The following is a 15,496-nucleotide window of genomic DNA, read 5'->3' as shown; positions in this document are numbered from 1 at the left end:
CGTAGAATTCGCCCATGATCCAAGCCAAGCGTGCCCTTCTTTCTGCCCTGGGTGAAGCCCTGCGCCAGGTGGCGCCCGACGCCGCCGCGTCCTTCACACCGGTTTTCGAGGCCCCCAAGCAGGCCGCCCACGGCGACCTGGCCGTGACCGCGGCCATGCAGCTGGCCAAGCCCCTCAAAAAGAACCCCCGTGAGCTGGCCACCGCCCTGGTCGCCGCACTGGAGGCCCAGCCGGCCGTCCAGCAGTGGGTGAAGCTCCCCATCGAGATCGCTGGCCCCGGTTTCATCAACCTGCGCCTCAAGCCCGAAGCCAAGCAGGCCATCGTTGCCGATGTGCTCACCGAAGGCGACAAGTTCGGCTGGCAGCCCGCCAATGGCCGCAAGGTGCTGGTCGAGTTCGTCTCGGCCAACCCCACCGGCCCGCTGCACGTGGGCCACGGCCGCCAGGGCGCGCTGGGTGATGCCCTGTGCAACCTGTTCGAGACCCAGGGCCAGTCGGTCACCCGCGAGTTCTATTACAACGACGCCGGCGTGCAGATCAGCACCCTGGCCTGGTCCACCCACGCGCGCATCAAAGGCTACAAACCCGGTGACGAGCACTGGCCCGAGTCGGCCTACAACGGTGACTACATTGCCGACATCGCCGCCGACTTCCTCGCCAAGAAGACCGTCAAGGCCGACGACCGCGAGTTCACCGCCTCGGGCGATCCGGAAGACATCGACGGCATCCGCCAGTTCGCCGTGGCCTACCTGCGCCATGAGCAGGACCTGGACCTCAAGGCTTTCGACGTCCGTTTCGACAACTACTACCTCGAATCGAGCCTCTACACCTCGGGCCGCGTCGAGCAGACCGTCCAGAAGCTGGTCGACGCTGGCAAGACCTTCGAGCAAGACGGCGCCCTGTGGCTGCGCTCGACCGACTACGGTGACGACAAGGACCGCGTGATGCGCAAGTCCGAAGGCGGCTACACCTACTTCGTGCCCGATGTGGCCTATCACATCGCCAAGTGGGAGCGCGGTTTCGAACAGTGCGTCAACATCCAGGGATCCGACCACCACGGCACCATCGCCCGCGTGCGCGCTGGCCTGCAAGCCGCTGGTGTCGGCATCCCGCAAGGCTGGCCTGATTACGTGCTGCACAAGATGGTCACCGTGATGAAGAACGGCGAGGAGGTCAAGATCTCCAAGCGTGCCGGCTCTTACGTCACGCTGCGCGACCTGATCGAGTGGACCAGCAAGGATGCGGTGCGCTTCTTCCTGATCAGCCGCAAGGCCGACACCGAGTTCACCTTCGACGTCGACCTGGCCCTCAAGCAGAACGACGAGAACCCGGTGTTCTATGTCCAGTACGCCCACGCCCGCATCCAGTCGGTGCGTGCGCAGTACGCCGACAAGGGCGGAGATTTGAGCGCCCTGGGCGGCGCCAACCTGGCCCTGCTGACGGCCGACACCGAGCTGGCGCTGATGACCAAGCTGGCCGAGTTCCCCGGCATGCTCACCGCCGCGGCTCAGGGATTGGCGCCGCACGACGTCGCCTTCTACCTGCGCGACCTGGCCAGCGCCTTCCACAGCTACTACGCGGCGGAACGTTTCCTGGTCGACGAGGTCGAACTCAGCCGTGCCCGCGTGGCCCTGCTGAGCGCGACCGCGCAGGTGCTGCGCAACGGCCTGTCCCTGCTGGGCGTCAGCGCGCCCGACAAGATGTAAATCACCCCGGTGACCCAGAGAGGATCCCAGTCCATGACCACTCCACGTGCCGCGCAGCGCGGCGGTTTTTTCCTCGGCATGATCGTCGGCCTGTTGATCGGGCTGGCGCTCGCGCTGGGGGTGGCCGTCTACATCACCAAGGTGCCGCTGCCCTTCATCGACAAGGTGCCGCAACGCACCCCCGAGCAGGACGCCGCCGAGATGGAGCACAACAAGAGCTGGGACCCCAACAGCCCGCTGTACGGCAAGAACCCCGCCAAGCCGCGTGCGGTGCCAGCAGCCTCGGCCCCGTCCTCGGCTTCGTCGGCCGAGCCGACCGAAGCCCCGGTGGTGTCTGCTGAGCCGGCGTCGGCGCCTGCCGCAACGGCCTCCAAGCCGGCGGCGGCCAAGGCGGCCAGCGCGCCCGCCTCCAGCGCGCGCAATCCGGCAGCCATCCTGTCCGGTGCGGCGCCCGTGTCCACCGCGCCCGCCTCTGATGCGTTGAGCTACCAGGTGCAGGCCGGTGCCTATGCCAGCCAGGCCGAAGCCGAACAGCAACGTGCCAAGCTGGCCATCATGGGCCTGGAGTCCCGCATCCAGGAGCGCGAGGTCAATGGCCGCACCATGTTCCGGGTGCGCCTGGGGCCCTACGCGCAAAAGGATGCCGCCGAGGAAGTGCGCATCAAGCTGCAAGGCGCCGGGGTGGAGTCCGCCCTGGTGCGCATCCAGAAGTAAGCTGGGGCCACGGCCCCGTGGAAGGTCTGGGCGTTCGCGCCCAACAGAAAGGACGCTAGATGAATCGCCGCGAGTTTTCGATCCACACCCTGGGCGCACTGGGTTTGAGCGCCGGCTTGCCTGGCCTGGCCGTGGCCCAGGGCGGTCCCGTGGAAGGCACCCATTACGTCCGCCTGCCTCAGGCGGCGCCGGTGTCGGCCCCCGCTGGCAAGGTCGAGGTCGTCGAGTTCTTCTGGTACGGCTGCAACCACTGCTACAACTTCGAGCCGTCGCTGGCCGCCTGGGCCGAGAAACTGCCCGCCGATGTCGTGTTCCGACGCGTGCCGGTGGCCTTCCGTGAGAACCCCTTCGGCAACCACCAGCGCCTGTTTTACGCGTTGGAGGCGATGGGCCTGGTGTCCAGCTTGCATCCCAAGGTCTTCCGCGCCATCCACGCCGAAGGCCAGCCACTGGACAAGCCCGAAGCCATCGCCGCTTTCGTTGCTCGCCATGGGGTGGACCAAGCCAAGTTCATGGCCATGTTCAACTCCTTTGCGGTGCAGACCAAGTGCAAGCAGGCCCGCAGCCTGGCCGAGGCCTACAAGATCGACGGCGTGCCCACCCTGGGCATCGCAGGGCGCTATTTCACCTCGGTGTCGCTCAACGGCAACCACGAACGCACGCTGGCGACCACCAACTTCCTGATCAACGCGGCCCGAAAGGGACGCTGAGGCAGTTCCGGAGCGCGCAGGCGCAGGGAAATCGCGTTACTGGCGCGATTTCCCCATGGTTCGTGGCTAAAATCATTGCAAATTCCATGCCGATGATGACGAACCTGTTTTCCCCCTCTCTGTCGCCCCGCTTTGCACGCCTCACGGGCGCGCTGGCGCTGGGGTTGGCGACCCTGTGGTCTGCCCCGGCCAAGGCAGAGAAGGCAGATCGTTTTCAGCCGCTTCACTTTGCTGCCGACGCAGCGCGGGTGGAAGACAACCAGCGCCTCAACATCTTGAGCGGCAACGTCGAGATCACCAAGGGCACCATGGTGGTTCGCGCCGATCGCGTGGAAGTGCGTCAGAACCCCGACGGCACCCAGACGGCGACCGCCATCGGTGGCCCCGGGGGGCGTGCCTTCTTCCGCCAAAAGCGTGACGGGGTGGACGAGTCCATCGAAGGCGAAGCCGAGCGCATCGTCTACGACGGCAAGACCGAGATCGTGCGTTTCACCTCGCGCGCCATCATGCGCCGCCTGCAGGGCAACACCATCAACGATCAGGTCAGCGGCCCCGTCATCGTGTACGACAACAAGACCTCGGTCTTCCAGGTCGTTGGTGGGGGCAGCAGTGGCGGCGCCACCGGCCGTGTCCGGGGGGTGATCACCCCTCGCACCACGCCTGAGGGATCCAGCACCGAAGGCACCCGCTGATGAGCGCCTCGTCGGTCACATCTCCTCGCAGTGAACTCCGCGCCGAGCGCCTCAAAAAGCGCTACGGTGCCCGCACCGTGGTGCACGATGTGCATGTGGCCGTGGCCGCCGGTGAGGTCGTCGGCCTGCTGGGGCCCAACGGGGCCGGCAAAACCACCAGCTTCTACATGATCGTGGGCCTGGTGCCCGCCGATGCTGGCGAGATCACCATCGACGGCCAGCGCGTTGAGCGCCTGCCGATCCACCAGCGCGCGCGCTTGGGCCTGAGCTACCTGCCGCAGGAAGCGTCCATCTTCCGCCAGCTCAATGTCGAGGAGAACATCCGCGCGGTGCTGGAGTTGCAGGTGGACGAGCGCGGCAAGCGCCTGAGCAAAGACGTGATCCAGGAGCGCCTTGACGGCCTGCTGCACGAACTCAGCATCGAGAAGCTGCGCACCAACCCTGCGCTGTCCCTCTCGGGCGGCGAGCGCCGCCGCGTCGAAATTGCCCGCGCCCTCGCCACCCAGCCGCGCTTCATCCTGCTCGACGAGCCCTTTGCGGGCGTCGATCCCATCGCCGTCATCGAGATCCAGCGCATCATCAGCTTCCTCAAGGCGCGCGGCATCGGTGTGCTCATCACCGACCACAACGTCCGCGAAACGCTGGGCATCTGCGACCGCGCCTACATCATCAGTGAAGGTAGCGTCCTGGCCGAAGGCAGCCCGGCTGACATCGTGCACAACGCCGAGGTCCGCAAGGTCTATCTCGGCGAGCACTTCCGCATGTGAGTGACCGGCGCCCATGAAGCCCTCCCTGCAGTTTCGGCTTTCGCAACACCTGGCGCTGACCCCTCAGCTGCAGCAGTCCATCCGGCTCCTGCAGCTGTCCACCCTCGAACTGCACCAGGAAATCGAGCAGATGCTCGAACAAAATCCCTTCCTGGAGCCTGAGGACGATTACTCGCCCATCGAGACCGCGGCCTCACTGGAGTTCGAACGCCAGCGCAACGAGCGCAACAGCAGCGAAGACGCCGGCGCCGAACGTGACAGCGCGCCCGCCGAGGCCGACACCAGCGGCATCGACACCGCCGAGCTGGGCACCACCGAGCGCGAGGACTGGGAAAACGGCACCGAGCGCGACGACTTCGACGGCATCAGCGAAAGCCCGGCCCGCCAAAGCCAGGGCGACGACGACACCGACCCGCTCGAGCGCAACAGCCTGTCCATCACCCTGCAAGAGCACCTGCGTCAGCAATTGCTGGGCACCCGCTTGAGCGACGAGGACATGGCCGCGGTCGACATGCTCATCGAGTCCCTCAACGAGGACGGTTACCTCGCCGACACGCTCGAAGAGATCGCTGCCAGCCTGTTGCCCGACGAGCCGGACGAAGACACCCTCGACGAACTGATGTCGCGCTTGCGCTGCGCACTGGGCTGGCTGCAAAGCCTGGAGCCGGTGGGCGTGGGCGCGCGCAACCTCTCCGAGTGCCTGCTGCTGCAACTGCGCGGTCTGCCCGGCGAGCCCGCTCGCGAGGTCGCCATGGCCATCTGCCGCGAGCATCTTGAGTTGCTGGCCCGTCGCGACTTCAAGAAGCTCATGGCCGCCACCGGCGCCGACGAGGCTCTGCTGAAAGACGCGCAAAGCCTCATCGTCTCGCTCGAGCCTAAACCCGGCCGCGCCTTCACCCGCGCCGAGGCCAACATCATCATCCCGGACGTCATCGTCCAGAAGTCCGGCCGCGGCTGGAAAGTCGTCCTCAACCCGGACGTCATGCCCAAGCTGCGCATCAACGACTACTACGCGCAGGCCTTGCGCTCCAGCCGGGGCGCACGCGGCAGCACGGCCAGCGAAGGTCACGCCAACCTCAATGCCCGCCTGCAAGAGGCCCGCTGGTTCGTCAAGAACATCATGCAGCGCTTCGACACCATCTTGCGTGTCTCGCAGGCCATCGTCGATCGGCAAAAGAACTTCTTCACCCATGGCGAAATCGCCATGAAGCCCCTGGTCCTGCGCGAAATCGCCGACGAACTCGGGCTGCACGAGTCCACCATCTCGCGCGTGACCACCGCCAAGTACATGAACACGCCTTTCGGCACGTTCGAACTCAAGTACTTCTTCGGCTCCTCGCTCAACACCGAGGCAGGTGGCAACGCCTCCAGCACCGCGGTGCGCGCCCTCATCAAACAGCTGGTCGCGGCCGAAGATCCCAAGAAGCCCTTGTCAGACAGCGCCTTGTCCAGCATGCTGGAAGAGCAAGGCATCCAGGTCGCCCGCCGCACCGTCGCCAAATACCGCGAAGCCCTCAAGATCGCGCCTGCGAACCTGCGCAAGGCCTTGTGAGTGCACGTGATGGGTGGGGGCGCAGGCCGGGCGCTTCGCTGTCGCGATCCTGTCCCGCGCCGCAACGGCCCCTGATTCATTGACCATGCTTTACCGCCTCCAAGACCTTGTCGACCTCTTGCCCTGGCAGGACTGGGCCGCCTTGGCCCTGTTCGTGTTCGGCTGGATCGGCTATGCCCAGTTCGCCAGCCGCCGTGCCCGCGTTGAAAGCACCCTGCTGTCCAGCACCAATCACTACCGTCGCCTGTGGATGATCCAGGTCACCCACCGTGACCAGCGCGTGGTCGATGCCGCCATCACGCAGAACCTCGCCAGCAGCCCTGGCTTCTGGGCCTCCACCACCATTCTGGTACTCGGTGGTCTGCTTGCCGTGCTCGGCACCACCGAAAAGGCCAGTGAATTCGTCAGCGATCTGCCTTTTGCCGTGCGCACCTCCATGCAGGTTCTCGACATCAAGCTCATCGTCCTGCTGGCCGTCTTCATCTACGCCTTCTTCCGCTTCACCTGGTCCATGCGCGTCTATTCCTTCGGTGCGATCCTGGTCGGTGCGGCGCCCAATGTGGATGTGTTCAACCAAGGCGAGGCCGACCGTCAGGAGTTTGGCGACCGCGCCGGCAAGCTCATGGGCATGGCCGCCGAAAGCTTCGCCGACGGCCTGCGTGCCTACTACATGTCCTTCGCGGTCATCGCCTGGCTGGTCTCCCCGGTCGCCTTTGCCCTCGGCACCCTCGCGGTCCTCTGGATCCTGTATCGGCGAGAATTCCGCTCCGACGTGCTGGCGATCCTGCGCCCCTGACCACGTCCCTCCTTCTGTATTGCGACCCCATCATGCCCATCAAGCCCCCCCGCCGCCCCGTCGTGTCCTCGGCCACCGGACGCCCCTCGGGGGACGAGCGCGACCGCACGACGTCGTCCGCCCGCCCATCCCATGGGCGTGACGTGGCGCGAAGTGACGCGCGCGGCAGCGATGCACCAGGGCAGCCCTCCTCCGGGCGTGACCCACGCGCACGTGCCACGCATGGACGTGACCCGCGCGGGCGCGACTCGGCCCGCTCTGACGCCGGTCCCGGCTTCCGCCCTGCGTCGCGGTCGGCCTCCGAAGCCTGGCATGGCGGCGACGAGCGTCGCTATGGCGCTCCCTCCAGCAGTGCAGGTCGTCCCTCATCACGTCAGGCCCCCGAAAGCTGGCGTGCCAGCGACGATCGCCGCCCCAGTGCCGCACCCGGCGGTGCAGGTCGCGGCGCTTCCTCGCGTCCGGCACCCGCTCGCCCCGGCCCTCGCCCCGAGTCGCGCGACTCCGCCCAGCGCCCCGTGCTCGCCGCCGACCGCCCTGCTGCCCTCTACCTGTCCTGCCCCTCCGGCGTCGAATCCCTGCTGGCCACCGAGGCCCGCCGCATCCTCGGTGACGCAGCGCACATCACCGAGTCCCGCGGGGGCATCGAGGTGATCGCGCCCGCGAGCGCATCCCCCACCGAGCGACAGCACACCCTGCGCGACTACGCCATGCGCCTCAACCTCGAGAGTCGTCTGGCCCAACGCGTACTCTGGCGCGTCGCCTCCCGCGTCTACCGCCACGAAGACGACATCTACGTCCTCGCCCGGCAGGTCAACTGGTCCGACTGGATCACGCCGCAGCACACCCTGCGCGTCGACGTCGTCTCCCGCCGCAGCCACCTGCAAAGCCTCAACTTCGCCGGCCTGCGCGTCAAAGATGCCGTCTGCGACGACCTGCGCGAACGCACCGGTGAGCGCCCCAGCGTCGACACCCGCTTCCCCGACCTCGGCCTGGTCCTCTACCTTGACGACCTCGACGCCATCCTCTACGTCGATACCTCCGGCGAGGCTCTGTTCAAGCGCGGCTGGCGTGAAGACACCGGCGAAGCGCCGCTGAAAGAAACCCTGGCCGCCGCCATGCTCGCTGCCGCCGACTGGCAAGGCCGCCCCGAAGACGGCGCCTTGCTCGACCCCTGCTGCGGCGCTGGCACCATCCCGATCGAAGCCGCGCAGATCGCCTGCGGCATCGCCCCGGGACTGCAACGCCGCTTCGCCTTCGAGCGCCTCTTGCCTTTCCGCGCCCACCTGGCCGACTGGCAACGCCTCAAGCAAGCCGCCCGCGACCGCCAGCACCCGCCTCGCGTGCCCATCTACGCTGGCGACGTCGCCTTCCGCATGACCGACTTCGCCACCCGCAACGCCGAGCGCGCTGGCGTGCGCCAGCACATCGAGTTCAAAACCGCCGACGCCCTGCAGCGCCCCGTGCCCTGCGAGCGCGGCGTGCTCATGTTCAACCCGCCCTACGGCGAGCGCATCGACACCAAAGGCTCCGTGCGCAACGCCTACCGTGCCCGCTCCGAAGCCGACGACGAGATGGGTGACGACGCGCCCACGTCCCGTGCCGGCCGCGAGCAATTCCAGGACGACGAAGCCGCCACCTTCTTCCAGCGTCTGTCCTCCCACTGGAAGAAGCAATACCCCGGCTGGACCGCCTGGATCCTCAGCCCGGACATGAAACTGCCCAGCGCCATGCGCCTCAAAGAGAGCCGCCGTGTTGTCATGTTCAACGGCCCCATCGAGTGCCGCCTGTTCCGCTTCGACCTGGTCGCTGGCAGCAACAAGCCTCGCACGAGCACTTCGTCGGACGCGGCGTCACCACCCTCGCAGGCCGACTGACTCGCCCAGCCACCCCTTGACGCACTGGGCATCAAGCGGGCGCTCGCCGGCACACACGGGCCCTGTGTCTGTGTAGGCGCACGCCGCAGGCCTCTTTGCCATGTGGGGTGCCGGGGGACGGTGAAGAGCGCGCCCTCAAGCAGGTGCGTTCAGCCTTCGAACTGCGCACCGAGCACACTGAGCATGGCCAGTGGCGCCGTGTCGGCCCGTAGCACCCGCCGCCCCAGACTCACAGCCGACCAGCCGAGTGACAAAGCCAGCGCCTCTTCCTCGGCGCTCAGCCCCCCCTCCGGCCCACTCAGAAAACACCAATCGCGCGGGACCTTGGCCGCGTCTTGCGGCGCCGCTGTTGCCAGCCATTGCCGCACCGACACGGCGTCTCGCAGACTCAACACCCCACGCATCACCGGCTCCAACTCGGTTCCAGCCTCAGCGGATTGCAGCCAACTGCTCACGCTCCGCACGGGATGCACCTGAGGCACCACCGCCCGGCCACTTTGCTCGCAGGCCGACACGGCCACCGCCTGCCAGTGCGCCACCTTCTTCGCCGCCCGCTCGCCATCCAGTCGCAACACCGATCGTGCGCACACCAGCGGCTGAATGGCATAGACCCCCAACTCCGCCGCTTTCTCTACCAGCGCATCCATCCGGTCATTCGCCGGCATGCCCATCGCCAGCGTCACCCGCACCGGCAACTCCCGAGGCTCGTGCACAGGCTCGCCCAAGGTCACTGTCACCGACTTGCGCCCCATTTCCATCACGGTGGCCAGGCACTCCTGCCCCTGGCCATCAAACAGACGCAGCGCATCCCCCGGCTGCATGCGCAGCACCTGCACATGACGCGCCGCGCCATCGGGCAGCGACACCTCCGCTCCGGGGCGCATGGACAAAGACTCAATATGAAAACGCGGCAGCACACACACCTCATCAGTCAGATTGCCCAAGCCAGCCCGGGCCAGCCCCGATTGTCCCGCACCCGTACATGCCTTCCACAGGGCCACGGTCATCGACCCGCCGCCCGCGCCCCCCCATGCAGCCCGCCCCCTGACACAGCTTCCAGCCGCAGCCAGCGCCCCTTCAACGCATCTTTTTCAACTTTTTTGCAAAAGCACTTGCGCACTCGTCCAAAACAGTGCCATAATTGCGTTCTTCGCTGATCGCAACAACAAAACGCGATCGACACAGCGAACTGATCTTTAAAAATTAGCAGCCGATAAGCGTGGGTGTTTGGATGAAAGAGGCCAAATGCTCACGGTAAGAGAAGTGCGTTAAATCACTTCAATTCCGTTAAGAGCGAGTTTACAGAGATTAAACTGAAGAGTTTGATCCTGGCTCAGATTGAACGCTGGCGGCATGCCTTACACATGCAAGTCGAACGGTAACGGGTCCTTCGGGATGCCGACGAGTGGCGAACGGGTGAGTAATATATCGGAACGTGCCCAGTAGTGGGGGATAACTGCTCGAAAGAGCAGCTAATACCGCATACGACCTGAGGGTGAAAGGGGGGGATCGCAAGACCTCTCGCTATTGGAGCGGCCGATATCAGATTAGCTAGTTGGTGGGGTAAAGGCCTACCAAGGCAACGATCTGTAGTTGGTCTGAGAGGACGACCAGCCACACTGGGACTGAGACACGGCCCAGACTCCTACGGGAGGCAGCAGTGGGGAATTTTGGACAATGGGCGCAAGCCTGATCCAGCAATGCCGCGTGCAGGAAGAAGGCCTTCGGGTTGTAAACTGCTTTTGTCAGGGAAGAAATCTTCTGGGCTAATACCCCGGGAGGATGACGGTACCTGAAGAATAAGCACCGGCTAACTACGTGCCAGCAGCCGCGGTAATACGTAGGGTGCGAGCGTTAATCGGAATTACTGGGCGTAAAGCGTGCGCAGGCGGCTTTGCAAGACAGATGTGAAATCCCCGGGCTCAACCTGGGAACTGCATTTGTGACTGCAAGGCTAGAGTACGGCAGAGGGGGATGGAATTCCGCGTGTAGCAGTGAAATGCGTAGATATGCGGAGGAACACCAATGGCGAAGGCAATCCCCTGGGCCTGTACTGACGCTCATGCACGAAAGCGTGGGGAGCAAACAGGATTAGATACCCTGGTAGTCCACGCCCTAAACGATGTCAACTGGTTGTTGGACGGCTTGCTGTTCAGTAACGAAGCTAACGCGTGAAGTTGACCGCCTGGGGAGTACGGCCGCAAGGTTGAAACTCAAAGGAATTGACGGGGACCCGCACAAGCGGTGGATGATGTGGTTTAATTCGATGCAACGCGAAAAACCTTACCTACCCTTGACATGTCAAGAATTCTGCAGAGATGTGGAAGTGCTCGAAAGAGAACTTGAACACAGGTGCTGCATGGCCGTCGTCAGCTCGTGTCGTGAGATGTTGGGTTAAGTCCCGCAACGAGCGCAACCCTTGTCATTAGTTGCTACGCAAGAGCACTCTAATGAGACTGCCGGTGACAAACCGGAGGAAGGTGGGGATGACGTCAGGTCCTCATGGCCCTTATGGGTAGGGCTACACACGTCATACAATGGCCGGTACAGAGGGCTGCCAACCCGCGAGGGGGAGCCAATCCCAGAAAACCGGTCGTAGTCCGGATCGTAGTCTGCAACTCGACTGCGTGAAGTCGGAATCGCTAGTAATCGCGGATCAGCTTGCCGCGGTGAATACGTTCCCGGGTCTTGTACACACCGCCCGTCACACCATGGGAGCGGGTTCTGCCAGAAGTAGTTAGCCTAACCGCAAGGAGGGCGATTACCACGGCAGGGTTCGTGACTGGGGTGAAGTCGTAACAAGGTAGCCGTATCGGAAGGTGCGGCTGGATCACCTCCTTTCTGGAAAAATACGGAAGTCGCCTCGATGTCCACGGACTTTGAATGCGATGGAAGTCATTAAAAAAGTGCTGATTGAATTCAAGCACCCACACTTATCGGCTGTTGATTGACAACAAGAGTGAAGCCAGTTGGGTCTGTAGCTCAGTCGGTTAGAGCACCGTCTTGATAAGGCGGGGGTCGTTGGTTCGAATCCAACCAGACCCACCAACTTACCAAGGCGTGACATGCAGGAGAGCATCCTGGATGAATCGCCTCATACGGGGGATTAGCTCAGCTGGGAGAGCACCTGCTTTGCAAGCAGGGGGTCGTCGGTTCGATCCCGTCATCCTCCACCAACTTCACTTCATGTTTGACTGCAAACCTTAAGGTCTGCGTACCACGTTGTACGGCCAGGCGCTAAGGTTTGCAGCACAAGCTGCTTGTTCTTTAAAAATTCGTAGAGTCGAAATCAGCGTTGCTGATGGAAAGTGTTTGTTCGTAAAGGGGCAAGCACACCGTGCCATCAGCAACATATTGATTGCGTCAAAACAGACATCAATACGAGATATTGATGATCGGCAAACGCGAAGTCACATGTTTAAACCGACATGTGACACTCAAACAGTCCTTGACCGACGACCACACAGCAGGTCGTCAAAGTTATAGGGTCAAGTGACTAAGTGCATGTGGTGGATGCCTTGGCGATTACAGGCGATGAAGGACGTGATAGCCTGCGAAAAGCTTCGGGGAGCTGGCAAATTAGCTTTGATCCGGAGATATCCGAATGGGGAAACCCACCCGCAAGGGTATCTGCAACTGAATACATAGGTTGCAGAGGCGAACCGAGTGAACTGAAACATCTAAGTAACTCGAGGAAAAGACATCAACCGAGATTCCGAAAGTAGTGGCGAGCGAAATCGGAACAGCCTAGTGCTCTTTAGCAGTTGACTTATCAAAACGGAATGGAAAGTCCGGCCATAGTGGGTGATAGCCCCGTATGAGAAAAGTCTTCTGTGGAACTGAGTGCACGATAAGTAGGGCGGGACACGAGAAATCCTGTCTGAAGATGGGGGGACCATCCTCCAAGGCTAAATACTCGTAATCGACCGATAGTGAACAAGTACCGTGAGGGAAAGGCGAAAAGAACCCCGGGAGGGGAGTGAAATAGATCCTGAAACCGCATGCATACAAAAAGTCGGAGCCGCAAGGTGACGGCGTACCTTTTGTATAATGGGTCAGCGACTTACATTCAGTGGCAAGCTTAACCGAATAGGGAAGGCGAAGGGAAACCGAGTCCGAATAGGGCGTCTAGTCGCTGGGTGTAGACCCGAAACCAAGTGATCTATCCATGGCCAGGATGAAGGTGCGGTAACACGCACTGGAGGTCCGAACCGACTAATGTTGCAAAATTAGCGGATGAGCTGTGGATAGGGGTGAAAGGCTAAACAAACTTGGAAATAGCTGGTTCTCTCCGAAAACTATTTAGGTAGTGCCTCAAGTATTACCGTCGGGGGTAGAGCACTGTTATGGCTAGGGGGTCATGGCGACTTACCAAACCATTGCAAACTCCGAATACCGATGAGTACAGCTTGGGAGACAGTGCACCGGGTGCTAACGTCCGGACACAAGAGGGAAACAACCCAGACCGCCAGCTAAGGTCCCTAAAATTGGCTAAGTGGGAAACGAAGTGGGAAGGCTAAAACAGTCAGGATGTTGGCTTAGAAGCAGCCATCATTTAAAGAAAGCGTAATAGCTCACTGATCGAGTCGTCCTGCGCGGAAGATGTAACGGGGCTAAGCCAGTTACCGAAGCTGCGGATTCACAGTTTACTGTGAGTGGTAGGAGAGCGTTCTGTAAGCCTGCGAAGGTGGCTTGTAAAGGCTGCTGGAGGTATCAGAAGTGCGAATGCTGACATGAGTAGCGTTAAAGGGGGTGAAAAGCCCCCTCGCCGAAAGCGCAAGGTTTCCTACGCAACGTTCATCGGCGTAGGGTGAGTCGGCCCCTAAGGCGAGGCAGAGATGCGTAGCTGATGGGAAACAGGTTAATATTCCTGTACCGATCTATGGTGCGATGTGGGGACGGAGAAGGTTAGCTCAGCCAACTGTTGGAATAGTTGGTTCAAGCATGTAGGCGTGCTCTTTAGGCAAATCCGGAGAGCTTAGCTGAGGTGTGATAACGAGTCTGCTTGCAGACGAAGTGAGTGATACCCTGCTTCCAGGAAAAGCCACTAAGCTTCAGCCATAGATTGACCGTACCGCAAACCGACACTGGTGCGCGAGATGAGTATTCTAAGGCGCTTGAGAGAACTCTGGAGAAGGAACTCGGCAAATTGACACCGTAACTTCGGAAGAAGGTGTGCCTTTAGTAGGTGAAGCCCCCGCGGGTGGAGCCCAATGAGGTCGCAGAGAATCGGTGGCTGCAACTGTTTAATAAAAACACAGCACTCTGCAAAGACGAAAGTCGACGTATAGGGTGTGACGCCTGCCCGGTGCTGGAAGATTAATTGATGGGGTGCAAGCTCTTGATCGAAGTCCCAGTAAACGGCGGCCGTAACTATAACGGTCCTAAGGTAGCGAAATTCCTTGTCGGGTAAGTTCCGACCTGCACGAATGGCGTAATGATGGCCACACTGTCTCCTCCAGAGACTCAGCGAAGTTGAAATGTTTGTGATGATGCAATCTCCCCGCGGAAAGACGGAAAGACCCCATGAACCTTTACTGTAGCTTTACATTGGACTTTGAACAGATCTGTGTAGGATAGGTGGGAGGCTTTGAAGCCAGGACGCTAGTTCTGGTGGAGCCGACGTTGAAATACCACCCTGGTGTGTTTGAGGTTCTAACCTTGGCCCGTTATCCGGGTTGGGGACAGTGTATGGTGGGCAGTTTGACTGGGGCGGTCTCCTCCCAAAGTGTAACGGAGGAGTTCGAAGGTACGCTAGATACGGTCGGAAATCGTGTTGATAGTGCATTGGCATAAGCGTGCTTGACTGCGAGACTGACAAGTCGAGCAGGTACGAAAGTAGGACAAAGTGATCCGGTGGTTCTGTATGGAAGGGCCATCGCTCAACGGATAAAAGGTACTCTGGGGATAACAGGCTGATACCGCCCAAGAGTTCATATCGACGGCGGTGTTTGGCACCTCGATGTCGGCTCATCTCATCCTGGGGCTGTAGCCGGTCCCAAGGGTATGGCTGTTCGCCATTTAAAGAGGTACGTGAGCTGGGTTTAAAACGTCGTGAGACAGTTTGGTCCCTATCTTCCGTGGGCGCTGCAAGATTGAGAGAGCCTGCTCCTAGTACGAGAGGACCGGAGTGGACACACCTCTGGTGTATCGGTTGTCACGCCAGTGGCATTGCCGAGTAGCTAAGTGTGGAAGAGATAACCGCTGAAAGCATCTAAGCGGGAAACTCGTCTCAAGATGAGTCTTGCCGGGGCCTTGAGCCCCCTGAAGGGTCGTTGTAGACCACGACGTTGATAGGCTGGGTGTGGAAGCGCAGTAATGCGTTAAGCTAACCAGTACTAATTGCCCGTGAGGCTTGACCCTATAACTTTGATGGATCTGTGCTCACTGAACCTGATTCAGTGACCGAGTCTGTCGGATTGTTTGAATACGTTGGCCGATGGATGTCACGCACAGCGTGATGTTCTCTGCGAGACGCAATCAATATCAAAGCTGATAAAATAATCGACTCTGCGAATTAACTGCCTTGGTTGCCCTTATGGGAGCCAGGTCAGGAACAGTTTAAGCCTGATGACCATAGCGAGTTGGTCCCACTCCTTCCCATCCCGAACAGGACAGTGAAACGACTCAGCGCCGATGATAGTGCGGATTCCCGTGTGAAAGTAGGTCATCGTCAGGCTACCTA

Annotated in this window: 9 protein-coding genes, 2 tRNA genes and 3 rRNA genes; 13 read left to right on the top strand and 1 reads right to left on the bottom strand. The window is 61.5% G+C overall.

The features are described from left to right. Positions 1 to 14: 14 nt before the first annotated feature. The 8 genes from argS (at position 15) to WIT60_RS13175 (ending at position 8,811) form a co-directional block, all read left to right on the top strand. The gene (argS, locus tag WIT60_RS13210; protein ID WP_339584363.1) at positions 15 to 1,706 is read left to right on the top strand and encodes an arginine--tRNA ligase; all 1,692 of its coding nucleotides are present in this window, start codon (positions 15 to 17) and stop codon (positions 1,704 to 1,706) included. 33 nt (positions 1,707 to 1,739) lie between these two features. After that, entirely contained in the window at positions 1,740 to 2,420 is a 681-nt protein-coding gene (locus WIT60_RS13205) for an SPOR domain-containing protein (RefSeq protein ID WP_339584362.1), read from the top strand. 59 nt (positions 2,421 to 2,479) lie between these two features. Then, positions 2,480 to 3,130 carry a thiol:disulfide interchange protein DsbA/DsbL gene (locus WIT60_RS13200; protein WP_339584361.1) on the top strand — a complete coding sequence of 217 codons (651 nt, stop codon included), beginning with the start codon at positions 2,480 to 2,482 and terminating at the stop codon, positions 3,128 to 3,130. A gap of 86 nt (positions 3,131 to 3,216) precedes the next feature. After that, positions 3,217 to 3,822, top strand: coding sequence for a lipopolysaccharide transport periplasmic protein LptA (gene lptA, locus WIT60_RS13195; RefSeq protein ID WP_339584360.1), 606 nt, complete (start codon positions 3,217 to 3,219; stop codon positions 3,820 to 3,822). Continuing rightward, positions 3,822 to 4,589: an LPS export ABC transporter ATP-binding protein gene (lptB, locus tag WIT60_RS13190; protein WP_339584359.1), complete on the top strand. Its 768-nt coding sequence runs from the start codon at positions 3,822 to 3,824 to the stop codon at positions 4,587 to 4,589. The genes lptA and lptB overlap by 1 nt, the downstream gene beginning before the upstream one ends. 13 nt (positions 4,590 to 4,602) lie before the next feature. After that, positions 4,603 to 6,141, top strand: a complete 1,539-nt coding sequence (locus tag WIT60_RS13185; RefSeq protein WP_339584358.1) for an RNA polymerase factor sigma-54 — start codon at positions 4,603 to 4,605, stop codon at positions 6,139 to 6,141. 85 nt (positions 6,142 to 6,226) lie between these two features. Beyond that, on the top strand, positions 6,227 to 6,937 hold the full coding sequence (locus tag WIT60_RS13180) for a DUF599 domain-containing protein (protein ID WP_339584357.1): 711 nt from the start codon (positions 6,227 to 6,229) through the stop codon (positions 6,935 to 6,937). A gap of 32 nt (positions 6,938 to 6,969) precedes the next feature. Further along, a complete protein-coding gene (locus WIT60_RS13175) occupies positions 6,970 to 8,811 on the top strand; it encodes a THUMP domain-containing class I SAM-dependent RNA methyltransferase (RefSeq protein ID WP_339584356.1) in 1,842 nt (613 codons plus the stop codon). 149 nt (positions 8,812 to 8,960) lie between these two features. On the opposite strand, the gene WIT60_RS13170 is transcribed toward WIT60_RS13175, so the two are convergent. Continuing rightward, positions 8,961 to 9,725: a 16S rRNA (uracil(1498)-N(3))-methyltransferase gene (locus tag WIT60_RS13170; RefSeq protein ID WP_339584416.1), complete on the bottom strand. Its 765-nt coding sequence runs from the start codon at positions 9,723 to 9,725 to the stop codon at positions 8,961 to 8,963. A 396-nt stretch (positions 9,726 to 10,121) separates the two neighbouring features. On the opposite strand from WIT60_RS13170, the gene WIT60_RS13165 reads away from it, so the two are divergent. The 5 genes from WIT60_RS13165 to rrf all read left to right on the top strand — a co-directional run bounded on the left by WIT60_RS13165 (position 10,122) and on the right by rrf (position 15,490). Further along, positions 10,122 to 11,652 (top strand): 16S ribosomal RNA (locus WIT60_RS13165). A gap of 130 nt (positions 11,653 to 11,782) precedes the next feature. After that, positions 11,783 to 11,859: transfer RNA gene (locus WIT60_RS13160), tRNA-Ile, on the top strand. A 52-nt stretch (positions 11,860 to 11,911) separates the two neighbouring features. Beyond that, positions 11,912 to 11,987, top strand: a tRNA-Ala gene (locus tag WIT60_RS13155). 310 nt (positions 11,988 to 12,297) lie between these two features. Next, positions 12,298 to 15,174 (top strand): 23S ribosomal RNA (locus WIT60_RS13150). A gap of 203 nt (positions 15,175 to 15,377) precedes the next feature. After that, a 5S ribosomal RNA gene (rrf, locus tag WIT60_RS13145) occupies positions 15,378 to 15,490 on the top strand. The 16S, 23S and 5S rRNA genes sit together here with 2 tRNA genes alongside, the layout of an rRNA operon. Positions 15,491 to 15,496: the final 6 nt, after the last annotated feature.

Source organism: Aquabacterium sp. G14, assembly GCF_037482285.1.
Lineage (GTDB): Bacteria > Pseudomonadota > Gammaproteobacteria > Burkholderiales > Burkholderiaceae_C > Aquabacterium.
This window is presented reverse-complemented; position numbering and strand designations above follow the sequence as displayed.

Coding starts and splice junctions, on each gene's coding strand:
- argS (WP_339584363.1), top strand. CDS start 15: ATGATCCAAGCCAAGCGTGCCCTTCTTTCTGCCCTGGGTGAAGCCCTG.
- WIT60_RS13205 (WP_339584362.1), top strand. CDS start 1,740: ATGACCACTCCACGTGCCGCGCAGCGCGGCGGTTTTTTCCTCGGCATG.
- WIT60_RS13180 (WP_339584357.1), top strand. CDS start 6,227: ATGCTTTACCGCCTCCAAGACCTTGTCGACCTCTTGCCCTGGCAGGAC.
- WIT60_RS13200 (WP_339584361.1), top strand. CDS start 2,480: ATGAATCGCCGCGAGTTTTCGATCCACACCCTGGGCGCACTGGGTTTG.
- WIT60_RS13175 (WP_339584356.1), top strand. CDS start 6,970: ATGCCCATCAAGCCCCCCCGCCGCCCCGTCGTGTCCTCGGCCACCGGA.
- lptB (WP_339584359.1), top strand. CDS start 3,822: ATGAGCGCCTCGTCGGTCACATCTCCTCGCAGTGAACTCCGCGCCGAG.
- lptA (WP_339584360.1), top strand. CDS start 3,217: ATGCCGATGATGACGAACCTGTTTTCCCCCTCTCTGTCGCCCCGCTTT.
- WIT60_RS13185 (WP_339584358.1), top strand. CDS start 4,603: ATGAAGCCCTCCCTGCAGTTTCGGCTTTCGCAACACCTGGCGCTGACC.